At 59.0% G+C, this 14,974-nt stretch carries 7 protein-coding genes; 5 read left to right on the top strand and 2 right to left on the bottom strand.

Translation table 11 applies throughout. The annotated features are described in order from the left end of the window. The first annotated feature begins 191 nt into the window (after positions 1 to 191). The 3 genes from J2741_RS03100 to J2741_RS12880 all read left to right on the top strand — a co-directional run bounded on the left by J2741_RS03100 (position 192) and on the right by J2741_RS12880 (position 9,499). The gene (locus tag J2741_RS03100) at positions 192 to 4,136 is read left to right on the top strand and encodes a PKD domain-containing protein (protein WP_209673582.1); all 3,945 of its coding nucleotides are present in this window, start codon (positions 192 to 194) and stop codon (positions 4,134 to 4,136) included. A 268-nt stretch (positions 4,137 to 4,404) separates the two neighbouring features. Beyond that, on the top strand, positions 4,405 to 7,440 hold the full coding sequence (locus J2741_RS03105; RefSeq protein WP_209673583.1) for a DUF3821 domain-containing protein: 3,036 nt from the start codon (positions 4,405 to 4,407) through the stop codon (positions 7,438 to 7,440). A 22-nt stretch (positions 7,441 to 7,462) separates the two neighbouring features. After that, positions 7,463 to 9,499 (top strand): PKD domain-containing protein, encoded by a 2,037-nt coding sequence (locus tag J2741_RS12880; RefSeq protein WP_245249368.1) that lies wholly within the window; start codon positions 7,463 to 7,465, stop codon positions 9,497 to 9,499. 300 nt (positions 9,500 to 9,799) lie between these two features. Here the strand turns inward: J2741_RS12880 and J2741_RS03115 are convergent, their stop codons facing one another. Then, a complete protein-coding gene (locus tag J2741_RS03115) occupies positions 9,800 to 11,569 on the bottom strand; it encodes a ribosome biogenesis/translation initiation ATPase RLI (protein WP_209673584.1) in 1,770 nt (589 codons plus the stop codon). A gap of 6 nt (positions 11,570 to 11,575) precedes the next feature. Next, entirely contained in the window at positions 11,576 to 11,935 is a 360-nt protein-coding gene (locus tag J2741_RS03120; protein WP_209673585.1) for an EMC6-like membrane protein, read from the bottom strand. A 68-nt stretch (positions 11,936 to 12,003) separates the two neighbouring features. Between J2741_RS03120 and rqcH the strand changes: the two genes are divergently transcribed. Together rqcH and J2741_RS03130 are read left to right on the top strand one after the other, a co-directional pair. Continuing rightward, positions 12,004 to 13,893, top strand: a complete 1,890-nt coding sequence (gene rqcH / locus J2741_RS03125; RefSeq protein ID WP_209673586.1) for a ribosome rescue protein RqcH — start codon at positions 12,004 to 12,006, stop codon at positions 13,891 to 13,893. Next, the gene (locus J2741_RS03130) at positions 13,890 to 14,915 is read left to right on the top strand and encodes an mRNA surveillance protein pelota (RefSeq protein WP_209673587.1); all 1,026 of its coding nucleotides are present in this window, start codon (positions 13,890 to 13,892) and stop codon (positions 14,913 to 14,915) included. Before rqcH ends, J2741_RS03130 begins: the two co-directional genes overlap by 4 nt. Positions 14,916 to 14,974 lie beyond the last annotated feature (59 nt).

Below are 14,974 nucleotides of genomic sequence, written 5' to 3' on the forward strand. Positions count from 1 at the left end.
TCCTCCCGAATATTCGACGTTCCTCTCGATCAGAGTTTTTATCACGGCCAATACTGCAATTGGAAGCCGATTTATACAAAAGGTTTAAATTGATGAGCTCCACAACGGTGTTATATATAAATTTCTGATGATACCTCGCGTGAGGGCGAATCGGACATTCCCATGTACGGAGAAGAGAGGAGAAGTTAAGTATGCCAGGGAAGTTGCTATCGAATGAAGACGAGGAGGGATACTCAGGGTCAGGAGGTAAAAGGACGAAACGTCGTTACCCCGTACAGCCATCCGTGGCTGCCTTGGGTATCCTTCTTGTCCTGATGACGTTAATATCCGGATATGGTGCCGCAGATGACGATATCATCGCCAGGCTGACCCTCGACCAAACGCACACCGTAAAACAGATGACGGTCGGAACAGTGGATACCATTGACCTCCTGAACCTTTCAAAGACCGAAGTAATCCTGATCTCGACTACAGGCGACGGATCTGATATCGACACGCTCGCAGCACCCAATCTCCGCGAAGTTCGGCGGATCTTCTCTTCAGGATCCGCCCAATGTTCAGGCAATACGCTCACCATCCTGGGTCCTCTGGATGTAAGCGAAGACTGGTCTTCCTGGCCGGGAATCAACGTATATACGGACCTTAATGTCCCTACAATAAATTGCGAGATTCCCGGAGAGATCGGGAATATTTTTATCGTGAAAGTGAACCAGTCAGCAGGTATTCCAGGGCTCGAAAACCTTTTCAATTCCTCGGATATTCTTTACATCGTCTCCAACCAGGGTCTTCTAGCGGTGAAGCCGGCCTCTGACCTCTATATCGTTACCGGGACCTTCGTATATGATGCCGATGACCTGGTCTATACCCTGAACCAGAATGCGGTCGACCTCTCTTCATTTACCCTCGACAGGCAATACTCCCAGGCATTATCGAATCCCTTGTCAGGTGCCGCCCCTCTTCCCGGGGAATACTCGCTGATCGCATTTTCCTACGACCAGGCCGGGGAAAGGATTGTAAGTTACGCAGCATACCCGATTATTATTCTTGACGGGAGGAACGAGCTGGTCATCGCAGGACATTCCCTTCCCTACGAGTACGATAAAAAATCCCCCGAGAATCTTACCGTCACGTTCCAGAATAATGCCGGGATCCGGGAAGTAGCATATCTCCTGATCAAACAGACCGAAACCTACGATGCACGGCTCGATATCGACATGCAGAACGTATGCGGCTCAATCACGGACTCCTTCAATTCAGGAGTGGCGATCGGGGATCCGCTTCTTTCCGGCCTGAAGAACATTCTCAGGTCTTCCGAAGATTCTACCGCGTTCCGCTTTACCCTGTCCAGAATAGGCAGCCCTGTACCACCCCCACCTTCGAACGGCTCGGTGATCTCCTTCACTCCGGGGTTCGGCATTTCAGGTTATTCCACCGGTTCGACAGGTGCGATGATTCCGGCATCCTCCCTCAACTCGCTCAATGCGGGTGAATATTACGTCTACGCTCTGGGTCTCGACCAGGACGGGGAGATCGTCGGATTCGACCAGTCTACACTCCTTGTGGCGGAATCGCCCTCTGCCAACTTTGTCGGGGTGCCCACCCAGGGTGCCGGTCCGCTGACGGTCCAGTTCAGCGACCTCTCCACGGGCAGCCCGACCCAGTGGAACTGGTACTTCGGTGACGGGTCCCCGAACTCCACGCAGGAGGACCCGGTGCACGTTTATACTACTGCAGGAACGTACTCCGTGACCCTGACGGTCCAGAATGAGTTCGGGACCTCGACACTCCGGAAAACGGGTTATATTACGGTCACCCCCGATGCCAGTCTTCCCCACGCGTTCTATGGCGGAGTGACGGTCCTCGGGAGCCCTGCCCCAGCCGGAAGCCTCATATCAGCACTGGCAACGGGCGGGAGCGGCTCCCTCGTCACCACCATTCCGGGGGTTTACGGGAATGCCACGGCGTTCGGCAATAAACTTCTTGTGCAGGGAGGTGTCCCGGCAGGGTCTCCCATCACCTTCTCCGTGAACGGGGTCCAGGCCATGTGCAGGGTGAACGGCACTTCAGGGCCGTGGCTTTCGAGTTATCCCTTCGAACAGGGAGGCCTTACCGTTCTCGACCTGAATGTGACAAGTGCACCGGTAGCAGCGGATTTCACCGGGAGCCCCCGTTCGGGTACCGCGCCGCTCTCTGTCCAGTTCACCGACATGTCCAGCGGAGGGCCTGTGCAGTGGAGCTGGAACTTCGGTGACGGAACCGCCAACTCGACCGAACAGAACCCGGTGCACGTGTATCAGAGTGCGGGCACCTATACGGTGACCCTCACGGCCTGGAACGCGTTCTCCAACGATACGGAGCAGAAGGTCGGCTATATCGTGGTCTCCAGCTCGGGGCTGGTCGCGAACTTCCAGGGCACGCCCACGTCCGGCTTTGTCCCGCTCAATGTCCAGTTCACCGACCTCTCGTCGGGTCCGCACAGTTACTGGACCTGGCAGTTCGGAGACGGGGGAAGTTCAAACGTGGCCAACCCGACCCATACCTACCAGGCAACAGGGACCTATACGGTAAGCCTGACCATACGGGACCTCTCCGGGAACCAGGCAACCACGGTCAAACCCGGATATATCACGGTCTCGCCGCTGCCGCCGCCCCCCACGGCCAACTTCATGGCGAATGTCACCCAAGGGGAGGCCCCTCTCGCGGTCCAGTTTACCGACCTCTCGACCGGGAACCCCTTCGAATGGACCTGGTCGTTCGGGGACGGGAGCGGGTCGTCCCTCCAGTCCCCGGTGCATGTATACCGGAACCCGGGCATCTACACAGTCTCTCTGACGGTGAGGAACCTAGGCGGAACGGACACGGAGTTAAAACAGGCCTATATCAACGTGACGGAGGCCCCGCCCGCGGCGGACTTCGAGGCCCAGCCAAAATCCGGTTATGCGCCGCTTGCGGTCCAGTTCACCGATCTGTCCACGGGCGGGCCCGATGCCTGGGACTGGTCCTTCGGGGACGGGAGCAGCTCGACGATGCAGGACCCGTTGCATACCTATGCTGCAGCCGGAAACTACACAGTAAACCTCACTGTTTCGAACGGGTTCGGTTCGAGCTCTGTCTCGAAAACGAACCTGATCCAGGTCCAGGAATACTTCGGGCCCATCGCGAACTTCACCGCGGACCCCCTGAAAGGGTATGAACCCCTCGCGGTGAACTTCACCGACACTTCGCTCGGGAACGTGACCTCCTGGCTGTGGACCTTCGGGGACGGGAAGATCTCGACCGAACAGAACCCGATGCACCTGTACAACAACGGAGTGTACACCGTGACGCTCACCGTGAGTAACGACCTCGGCAACTCCACGCTCACCAGGCCCGCGTATATCACCGTGCTCCGCAGCGGCGGTGGCGGCGGTGGCGGCGGCGGCGGAGGTGGCGGGTACTTCTATGTCGGAACGACCGCCACGACGCCCACCGTGACCCCCACGCCGACCCCGACCATCCCTCCGGGCACGATCCCGCTTGACGGAAACAACGTCACCGTGCAGATGGTAGTAATCGTCTCGCCCGACGGAATCGTCTCGGTCAATATCCCCGCAGGAGTCCGGCCGACCGATGCGAACGGGAACCCCCTCAGGGACATTATCCTGACCCCTGTTTCCGGAAGCGAGCTCCCCTCGATGCCCCCGGCCCCATACTCCTTTACCGGGTATGCAGACCTGGTCGAGCCTGAGGGTGCCTCGTTCGACCCCTTCGTGACCGTCAGTTTCACATTCGGTCCCGATGCCTGGGCCGCCCTCGCAGGCCAGAACCTGGTTATCATGAGATACGATACCGCATCGGGCACCTGGTATGCGATCCCTACCACGATCGATACCTCTGCGATGTCTGTCACCGGGACGGCCACCAGGGGCGGGCTCTACGCGCTGTTCGGGGAGGCAGGGCCGGCCACCACCGTCCCGACCATAACCACCGGCACGCCTGAAACAACCCCGGTTTCCATGCCGTTCCCCGCGATGCTTGTCATCCCGGCCATGGTGATCATTGTGATCCTTGTCGCGGTCGCGGTGTACCTGATCGAGCGGCGGACACGAGCGCCGAAGAAACCGGAGAACGAAGAGATCTTTGAAGAAAAGGAATAATTTTTATTATTTTCAAGAATTCTTCGTTTTTAAGCCGGATTTTATGAAACTATAAAACCGTTCTGCTTCACCCGCGAGGATCCCACAGGCTTATTTTTTCCCTGAATTGTCGATTCTCTCCCCACCTGATTTCACTCCGGGACGAACAGGAGAGAAAAGTATATTATCATCTTGTCCCAATTCAGACTATATAAAAGAGCGGTTAGTCCCAGAAGGTGGCAGCCGGGGATCCCTCTTTCATGCATAATTCAATCAAGGTGGTGCTGAGATGAAGCTTCGAAAGTGCTTACTCTACTGTATCGTGGTCGTAATTGCTCTTATCTGGGCTATTGCGCCCGTTTCTGCGGTGACGAATGTCATTCCGCAGGGTGGTGACGTTTTTATCGGTGAACAAGGACTTGATGTAACCGCAGCAGTGGGTGGATATTCCCAGATCGCGTGGTTCATGCAGGGAACCAACCCGAACACCGATGTACCCAATGCAATTTACTCGGTGGGCAATCCTTCCTCGTTCTATGTCGCACCGTCAAATTTTGCGGGAAAAACCGGTACATGGTACAGGTGGGACGGTTCAAACCAGGGCCAGGCATTCAACGTGGTTGACCCGTCCCTGACCCTCCGCGTGTGGGACCAGGATACCCAGACCGAAGTTTCCGGAGCAAAAGTCCCTGTCGGGAGCACGGAAAACTTCAGGATCGAGACCAATATGTATTCGATTGCGAGCAGGCCGGGGTTCAACCCGGTGACCGACGGGATGTTCACCATCAAGGTGCAGACCCCCGACGGCGGGATCCTGACCAGCCTGATCGACATAACCCTCCTCTATGTCAACTACCAGATACCGTTGACCAACCAAAACGTCAATTCCAACCCCTATTACTGGGTATCCACCACACCGATCGCTCCCGACTGGTATGTCGGGTGGTACACGGCGGCCATGACCACCTATACAGGGATCTCGGGGACCAGGATATATCCTGACGGGACGTATACCGCCTGGATCGAGTGTAATGTAAACCATATCAAGGAAAACTACAACATCGAGGGTAAAACCGTCTCGATCAAGAAGACGGTGACCATCGAGTCAAGGCCGGTGAGCGTTACGGTCAACAAGGGTTCGGTGAAGAGGGGAGAGACCTTCTCCGCGACCGTCTCGGGCGACCCGTTCACCCAGTACGTGATCTGGGTCAAATCCGGAACCTGCAGCGGGACCATGTCAGGGTATCCCTGCGACCAGCCGCCCATGATCTCCTACAACCTCCAGGAGGGTGTGATGGTAGGGACGAACGGGGACAAGTACTTCGATTGTTCGGGATGTATCAAGCAGGTCGAAGAAAATGTGCCCTTCTATCCTGACGACGGCATATGGTATTATGCGACCGTCACCACCGATGTGAACGGGACCCGTACCATCGACTGGCAGACCAGCACCGATACCAAGCCGGGGACGTATTCCATTGCGGTGGTGCCGCTGTCGAGCGGAGATACCGTGATCCCGAAGTTCACCACCATCACCGTGACCAAAGGGACCGTGACCTTTGCGGCCTACGTCTTCGGACAGCAGACCAACCAGGCATACCTGGGCGAGACCATCCGGCTCTCCGGGACCAATACCGACAGCACTACCACGTACCTGTTCATCTCCGGCCCGTGCCAGTCCTGCGCAGGATCCGACCTTGTCTATAACGACCCTGTGGTGACCGGCGAACCCTATACGTTCACCCAGGTGCCGGTACAACCCGACGGAACGTGGGAATACCTCTGGGTCACCAGGGAGAACATGATAGACCTGGGCCAGTACTACATCTACGCATCCAGCAAGCCTGACGACCGCCAGGCCCTGGAGAACATCCAGTGCATCAACTGCAGTCCGGTCACTCCGTCGTGCGCCGCATGGACCAAGATACCCTTCGAGTTCCTCCAGCCGAAGATCACCGCGGATATCAACCCCAAGGTCCTGAAGATCGTCTGCTGCAACCCGGTGTCCATCATCGTATCGGGCAATGCAACCGGGATATGGGACTATTACTACGACGAGGAATACGAGGAGTGGGTCAAGGACCCCATCCCGATCGCATTCTGGGTATTCGGTGAGAACAAGGTCGCGGGCTCCAAGTACATCTACGACCAGATCGACGTGAACTGCCCAGACGATACGTTCTCCTTCAACCTCGCCAGCTACTTCAACACCCTGGCGCTGCAGCCCGGGACCTACAAGGTGGTCCTCCAGCACCCGATGTACAACCACCTCCTCGACGTCATCCCCGAGGACTGGGTGTACTACCCCACCTGGGACACCGTGTGGTCAGGAGACCCGAACAAGGAGTACGTGATCACCTCGGACCCCGTGCGGTGGAGCAAGCTCTTCCTGATCGACGGCACCGGCAGGCTCGTGGGAATGCAGGCCTTCCAGGCACTGATCAACGGAATCGACGCCCAGAATATCGATGATACCTACCAGGTGCTCGAGTTCAAGGTCGAGAGCAACACCGCGGTCATCGCGGACTTCTCGGGCACCCCGACCACGGGAGCCAAACCGCTCACCGTGCAGTTCACCGATATCTCCACCGGTACCCCCAACACCTGGCTCTGGAACTTCGGCGACGGAACGACCTCGGTCCAGCAGAACCCCCTCCACACCTACCAGCTGGAAGGGTCCTACGACGTCACCCTCAGTGTGAGCAACGCAATGGGGTCGTCTACCACGACCAAGACCGATTACGTCACGGTCACCTCCGTAGGCCCGACCCCCACCCCGACCGGGACCGTCACCCCGACCCCCGGTACCAACACCATCGACCTCTGGCCCGGGTGGAACTTCGTCTCCACGCCAAAGACCCTTGCTGACGGCTACAACACCGCCTCCGAGGTCTTTGGCGGGGTGAACACCGGCGGACACTCTATTTACCTCTACGACGCAAGTACTGGTATATGGACGCAGATGATGGCCGATTCACCCGTCAAACCCCTGGACGGTATCTGGATCTACTCTACGACCACTTACCAGGTGACTCTCCACTACAAGGACGACCCCCTGGCAACACCCCCGACCAAACAGATGTATACCGGGTGGAACGCAATAGGGTTCTCGGACACGACACAGGCCTCTGCGAAGGATACCCTGACCTCTGTGGTGGACCAGTGGTCCCAGACGATGGGATTCAATGCCGCCCTGCAGTCCTACGAGACCTCGATCATCAACGGCGGATCCGGCAGCCACTCGGACACCAACCCCATGTATCCCTCGAAGGGATACTGGCTCTACATGAGGGGCCCTGGGACTCTTGCAGCGATCAGCGCATGATCTTCCGGGTGTCGAGGTGAAGATGAACCACAAGCTCCTCATTTTTTCACTGATGCTCTGTCTGCTGGTAGGAGCTGCAGCAGCAGTACCGCCCATCCCCTGCGAGTTCTATGGCACCGTGACCCAGGGTGGCCAGCAGGCCCCGGTCGGGAGCACCATCGTCGCATATTACCATGGTACTCCGCACGGCCAGCTGGTCACGACACAGCAGGGGTTCTACGGTGGGGCAGATGCATATGCCAACCGGCTGAAGGTCACGCTTTCCGAACAGGAGATCAACGATTGCTGTTCGTCCTGCGGATGCGTCCTCCTGATCGAATTCTACATCAACGGGTACAAGGCCGACCAGACTGCCATATTCCAGTCGGGCAGCACGATGTACCTGCCCCTTACCGCATCGGGGGCCCCGACTCCCACGGTAACGCCAACCCCCACCGTGACCGTTACCACCACGACAACGACGGTTACCCCGACAACTACCGTTACCACCGCAACGCCTACACCCACGACGGCCACTCCCACGCCCACCACTACTACGACTACCCCGACGCCGACCACGTCTACCCCGACACCAACGACTGCAACGCCGACACCTACCACGACTACCCAGACACCGACACCCGTCCCGTCGACGATCCCGGTCCGGCCCCACGAATTCTATGGCACGGCCGTTCTCGCGGGCGGTGAGCAGGTGCCGGCAGGGACCGAGATAGAGGCGTTCGTCGCGGGTGGCCTGACCAACGTGCAGGGGAACCCTGTCGTTGTGAGCGTACCGGGACAGTACGGCGGCAGCAGTTCCTTCTCGCAGAGACTTGACGTGATGGGGAGCATCCAGGAGAACGCCCCGATCTCGTTCTTCATCGGAGGCGTCCGGGCCGAGGTTTACGACGTGAATGCGAGCAGCGGGTGGGTTTCAACCTACCCGTTCCACAGCGGCAGCCTCACGGAACTGAACCTGCGTACCAACATGTCCCTCCCCCAGGCCGACTTCTCCGCCACGCCGCTTGCGGGATACGAACCCCTGAAGGTCTACTTCTATGACATGTCGACCGGGATTCCGACCCACTGGGAGTGGAACTTTGGTGACAATTCCGCGAACTCCACCCTCCAGAACCCGATGCATTCCTACTTCAACGGGGCCTACACGGTGACCCTCACAGTGAGCAATGCCGCAGGGACCTCCACCACTACGAAGACAGGGTATATCGTGGTCTCCAAGTCGAGCAGCCCTGCCGCAGGCGGCGGTGGCGGTGGCGGCGGCGGAGGGTTCTACGCACCCGCATCCACGGAGACCGCAACGCCGACACCCACGGTCAGCGCCACGGCGACGACCACCCCGGTCGGCCCCGCGGGAGGGACGCTGCCCCTGAACGTGGACTACCGGCTCTCCCAGTCGGTGGTGATCGTTGCGGAGGACAATGCCGCCCAGCTCTATCTCCCCGAAGGGATGAAACCGGTCAACGCAACGGGAAGCCCGATCTTCTCCATAACCATCGTGAGGGTGCCGGGATCGGATGTCCCGCCGGTGGCCCCCGGGGCTCCCTATACCTTTGCGGGATATGCGTACGACATCGAGCCGAGCGGTGCGAGTTTCGATCCCTACATCACCCTCTCGATCACCCTTCCGGAACAGGAATGGGCCGCATTACAGGGCGGGGACCTCTCGATAAAGTGGTATAATACCGCGACCGGCCAGTGGGAAGACCTTCCCACCACGGTGAATGCCAACAGCCGCACGGTGAGCGCGACCATCACCCACTCCACCACCTTCGCGCTCTTCGTCCAGGGCGGGCAGACCCCGGTCCCCACCACTGTCGCAACCACCGTGATCCCCACCACTGCTGCGGTAACCGGTGACTTCACCGACCTGCTGATCAAGGTGATCATCGTCGTGATCATCATCGTCGCGGTGGCGTTCATGGCGATCTACCTCCTCCGGAGGAAAGGTAAAGAGGGCGAAGAACCGGAACCAAAGAAGGAAAAGAAGAAATTTGAGTGGAGAAAGAAGAAAGAAGAGGAAGAGCCGGACGAGGACTGGGAGATCAAGGGACTCCAGTAATCTTCTCGTCCGAAAATGGCTTTGCCATTTTCGTCTTTTTTTGAACTGCTGTGAATCACTCCACTCTATGATTTAATTGTCCGATCAATCTCATGCGTATCCTTTTTCGCGGACCATGTAGCAGGAAATATCTCTGGTAAAATTTTAATCCTGGCTGACATCGCTCGATAAAAAATCCAAAGATACGATATTCAGGTATTTCCTTTCGGGGCGCCGCAGCGGCGGGGCGCAGCCCGGAGCGTCATGAAACGCACATTCTATTCAAAAATCGAGGTTTAGAGAAAATAACGGGGAGTTGTCTTACTCCTCATCGGTGTAGTAATAGTATTCGCCGCTCGCCTTCTGTTCCCGGTCGAGGTACGACTCCGGCTTGTTGATACGGGGCCTGCCGGTCTTGTCCCTCCGGAAGGTTACCCCGAGCTCGGAGAGGAACCGGTTCATCCCTTCCCGCATATCGAACGGTCCGGTGGCCTCGCCGCTGATCCCGGGGGACCCCTCGAAGACCAGGATGCGCTCGCTGATCATGTCGATCAGGTAGATGTCGTGGTCTATCACCAGTACGGCGGCATCCTTGCCCTCGACGTGCCGTTTCAGGACCCTGGTCACCTTGACCCGCTGCTCTACGTCCAGGTGGGCGCTCGGCTCGTCGAGGATGTAGAGGTCCGCTTTCCGGGAGAGGCACGCGGCGATGGCTACCCGCTGGAGCTCGCCGCCGGAGAGGGTGTCGACCGACATCTGTAAAAGGGGCCCTATCGAGAGCGGTTCGATGATCTCGTGCTGGTAGCCCGAGGAATCGAACGACTTCGTGATGCTCCGGAGTATGAACTCGACGGTGTCCGAGCCCTGGGGCTTGATGTACTGGGGCTTGTAAGAGATGGTGACCTGCGACTCGAGCGGCCCTCCCTCGGGCTCCTCCTCCCCGGCGAGCAGCCGGGCGAAGGTGCTCTTCCCGATCCCGTTCGCGCCCACCACGCCGAGTACCTCTCCGGCCCGGATCTCGCCGCCCGACACCTCGAGCCTGAACCGGTCGTACGACTTCGCCATGCGGGGGAACTCGTAGAGCACCTGACGCTCGGAGCCCTTCTCGTGGGCCCGCTTCTCGAAGACCACCGGGTAGGGCCGGAACCTCACGTTCTCCTCGGGAAGGTACCCCTCGAGGTACTGGTTGATCCCCACCCTGACCCCCTTCGGCTGGGTGATCACCCCGAAGACCGCCGGTTTACCGTATGCCACGTGCACCGTGTCGGCGAGCATGTCGAGGATCGCGAGGTCGTGCTCGACGATCACGATGGGGCGGTGCAGGGCGAGGTCCCGGATCAGTTCCGCTGCCGCCATTCTCTGGTAGATATCGAGGAACGGGGTGATCTCGTCGAGGAAATAGAAGTCCGCCTCGCGGGAAAGACATGCGGCGATGGCAACCCGCTGGAGCTCGCCGCCGGAGAGGGTGGTGATATCATGGTCGAGGATCGGGTCCAGGCGGAGCGCCTCGATGTACCCCTGCAGCGCACCCCGTTCGTCGGTCCCCTTAAGGAGCTCCCGGGACGAGCCGGAGAAGACCTTGGGGATAAAGTCGATATACTGAGGCTTGACGGCCACTTTGAGTTTCTTCTGGGAGACGGTCTGGAGGTAATCGAAGAGTTCCGTCCCGGTATAACGGCGGAGGATCTCCTCCCAGGCTGCCTCCCGTTCGAACTCTCCTAGGTTCGGCTTGAGCTGCCCGGACAGGATCTTCATCGCCGTGCTCTTCCCAATCCCGTTCTCCCCGAGGATCCCGGTGACCTTCCCTTCCACCGGGATGGGAAGACCGTAGAGTGCGAATCCGTTTACCCCGTAGCGGTGTGTGGGGTGCTCGAGCTCTTCGGGAAGGCTCACGATGTCGATCGCCTCGAAGGGGCACTTTTTCACGCATATCCCGCACCCCACGCACAACTCCTCGGAGATCACCGCCTTGCCCTCCTCGGAAAGGACGACCGTCTCGTCTCCGGTACGGACCCGGGGACAGTACGAGATGCACTCGGTCCCGCATTTCCGGGAGTGGCATCGGTCACGATGAACTACTGCAATACGCATATGCGATCAGATTGAGCCGGATAGCAGGAATGTCCAGATAATGAACCAGAAGGCGAACGTCATGAACCCCTGATAGAGCCAGTCCTTCTTCCCGAGCCCGGAGGTGTTCATCCGGAGCGCCATGAAGATGTGTCGCTGGACGACTATCCCGGCGAACATTATCAGCAGGCCGAGGAATGTGTAGCTGTTGAACCCGGCGATATTCTCCGGTCCTACCACGAGGTAGGAGATTATGCCGGTCACTATCCCCATCACGCAGGCGATGACGGTCCTCTGGATCCGCTCGTGCTGTTCCTTCTGCTTCTCCTGCGGAGTAAGCTTCTTTTGTCCGCTCTCTTTCTGCGGACTCTCATTTTCTTCCGGCATTTCGGCGCTCATCGTGACACCAGTAGTCCTATTTTTAGGTGCTCGGGCCATATCTAATTTGGTATTATATGGCAACCATCCAGGGCATGAGCGGGATAGATATCCGCGCGGTGGTAGCGGAGCTCTCGGACCTTCTCCCGCTGTGGGTGGACAAGGCCTACCAGTTCGAGCCGAATTTTCTCGCGATCCGGTTGAACGGGCTAGAACACGCACGGTATCACCTGTTGATCGAACCCGCAAAAAGGGTGCACCTCGTCCGGTCGCTGCCCCCGCCGCCGAAGATGCCCCCCCATTTCGCGATGCTCCTCCGGAAATATCTCTCCGGGGGGAAACTCCTCTCCGTCCGGCAGCACGGCCTCCAGAGGATCGTAATCTTCGAGATAGGAAAAAAGGACCTCTCCTTTTTCCTTATCCTCGAACTCTTCGACCCCGGCAACGTGGTCCTCTGCGACGGGGACTTTACCATCATCAATTCGTTCTCCCACCACCGGTTCAGGGAGCGGGCGGTGGTCCCGGGGGTCCGTTACGAGCTCCCGGGCCAGGACCCTTTCACTTCGGGAGAGGAAAAGTTCTCGGAATTCCTGCGAAACGACGACCGGGACATTGTCCGGGCCCTCGCGGTGGGGGCGATGCTCGGGGGAAAATATGCGGAGTATGTCTGCGAAACGGCAGGGGTCGACAAGACTGCTCCGGCCGGGAGCGTCGATGCCGGGCCGATATATTCGGCGGTGAGCCGTCTCCTTGCCCGTGCCGAGACGGAGATATCGCCGGTGATCACCCGCGATTCGTGTCTCCCCTTCCCCCTGACCGGCATGGGCGGGCCGGGCGGACCTCGTGCGTTCAACGAGGCGCTCGAGTCGTTCTTCCCCCTGATACAAAAGCCGGAGAAGGAGACTAAGAAAGCCGAAAAGGTCTCGCGTGAAGAGCGGATCCGTCGCCAGCAGGTAGCGGCGGTAAAGAAGTTCGAGGAGAAGATCGCCAGGACCGAGCGGATCGTAGCACTGATTTACGAGAACTACCCCCTGGTGCAGGAGGTCCTCGAAAGCCTCGACCAGGCGAGTAAGAGCCGTTCCTGGCAGGAGATCGAAGCGATATTAAAGAGCCAGACCGGGGGGCCTGCGACCAGGATCACTGCCGTTCACCCCGAGGACGCCTCGGTCGACCTTGACCTCGGTGAGCAGGTGAACCTCCGGGTCCACGAGAGCCTCGAGGCGAACGTGGGCGCCTACTACGACACTATCAAGAAATTCCGGAAGAAGATCGAGGGCGCCCGGGGGGCCATGGCAAAGGTCCCCGAGAGGCGGGAAAAGAAATCTTCATCCTCGCCGGTGCGGAAAAAACGCTGGTTCCACAGGTTCCGGTGGTTCTATACCAGCGACGGTGTGCTGGTGCTCGGGGGAAAAGACGCCGGGCAGAACGAGGAACTGGTAAAGAAGTACATGGAGGGTGGGGACCGGTTTGTCCACGCCGACGTGCACGGGGCGAGTGTAGTGATCGTGAAGGGCAGGACGGTACGGATGGACGAGGTGGCCCAGTTCGCGGCGTCGTACTCCGGGGCCTGGAGGAGCGGGCATTTCAGCGCTGATGTCTACTCGGTCGCCCCGGACCAGGTGAGCAAAACTCCCGAATCCGGGGAGTATGTGGCAAGGGGGTCCTTTATCGTCCGGGGGGAACGGGTGTACTACCATAACGTCCCCCTCGAAGTGGCCATAGGGCTAGAGACCAGCCCCGAACTCGGGGTCATCGGCGGGCCGCCCTCTGCGGTGAAGGAGCGGGCCTCGAACGTGGCCGGCCTCCGCCCGGGGCAGTACGAGCCGAACGATATCGCGAAGAAAGTACTCAGGATAATCCGGGAAAGACTATCACCCCAGGAGCAGAAAGGGTTGAAAGGGGTGCTTAACACGGAGACTGTCGCGGCGTTCGTCCCCCCCGGTGGGTCGGACCTGGTGGAGCCATGAAAGCGGAACGGGGTGAACTGCAAAGATCATGCGGGGAGATCCGGATCTTCCCGGAGAGTATCGACGATCTTTGGCATCTGGAGCACCTGGTCGGCCCGGGCGACCTTGTCTTTGCCACCACCCTTCGCACCGTCGAGGGGGAGACCGACAAGCTCCGTCCTGAAAAGCTCGAAAAGAAGCCGGTCAGGCTCGGGATCAGGATAGAGCGGGTAGAGTTCCACAAGTACGCCCTCCGCCTCCGGCTCACCGGGATAATCGAACACGGGATCGAAACCGGCTCCTACCATACCCTGAACATCGAGCCCGGTTACGAGCTCTCGGTGATAAAGTGCTGGCGACCGGTCGACCTGGAACGGATAGAGCGGGCGATACGGGCCTCGGTCCAGGAAGTGCCCCATATCCTCACCATCGAGGAGGGGGAAGCAGAGCTCTTTCGCATCCGCCAGTTCGGGCCCGAAGGGGTGGTCACCATCACCTCGGGGAGCGGGAAAGAGGACGATTCGGGCGGGAGAACGGATTTCTTCTCCCGGGTGGCTGATCACCTGAAGGACGTCAGGGGGCCCCTGATCATCGCAGGTCCGGGATTTGTCAAGGAAGACCTGATGAAATACCTCCGCGGATCTCATCCGGACCTTGCCGCGAGGGTGATGATCATCGATACGCGGAGGATCGGACGGGGTGCAGTACAGGAGGCGATCGGGCAGGGGGTTCTTGAACGGGTGTACCAGGATCTCCAGCTCGGGAGGGAGGTCCGGTGCATGGATGACCTCCTTAAAAGGATCGCCTGCGGCGAGCCCGCGGCTTATGGAAAGGCCGAGGTATCGAGGGCAGTGGAATACGGGGCCGTGGAGGAGCTGTTCGTTGCCGACTCCCTCCTCCGCGATCCCGAGACGCAGCACCTTATCGAGCGTGCAGAACTCCTCGGATCCGGCATCGTGGTCTTTTCCACCGAGTTCGAACCCGGCGCTCAGCTCGAGTCCCTCGGGGGCGTGGCTGCGCTCCTGCGATACAGAATAGAATAAAGGTCACCGCGAAAAACCTGGACGGGTCACGTAGGACTCCGGTCAATTTCGGACATAAC

This window comes from Methanolinea mesophila (assembly GCF_017873855.1).
Classification (GTDB): Archaea; Halobacteriota; Methanomicrobia; order Methanomicrobiales; family Methanospirillaceae; genus Methanolinea_B; species Methanolinea_B mesophila.

Excerpts from the sequence above, each read along its gene's own strand:
- J2741_RS03100 (WP_209673582.1), top strand. The coding sequence starts at position 192 with ATGCCAGGGAAGTTGCTATCGAATGAAGACGAGGAGGGATACTCAGGG.
- J2741_RS03105 (WP_209673583.1), top strand. The coding sequence starts at position 4,405 with ATGAAGCTTCGAAAGTGCTTACTCTACTGTATCGTGGTCGTAATTGCT.
- J2741_RS12880 (WP_245249368.1), top strand. The coding sequence starts at position 7,463 with ATGAACCACAAGCTCCTCATTTTTTCACTGATGCTCTGTCTGCTGGTA.
- J2741_RS03115 (WP_209673584.1), bottom strand. The coding sequence starts at position 11,569 with ATGCGTATTGCAGTAGTTCATCGTGACCGATGCCACTCCCGGAAATGC.
- J2741_RS03120 (WP_209673585.1), bottom strand. The coding sequence starts at position 11,935 with ATGCCGGAAGAAAATGAGAGTCCGCAGAAAGAGAGCGGACAAAAGAAG.
- rqcH (WP_209673586.1), top strand. The coding sequence starts at position 12,004 with ATGGCAACCATCCAGGGCATGAGCGGGATAGATATCCGCGCGGTGGTA.
- J2741_RS03130 (WP_209673587.1), top strand. The coding sequence starts at position 13,890 with ATGAAAGCGGAACGGGGTGAACTGCAAAGATCATGCGGGGAGATCCGG.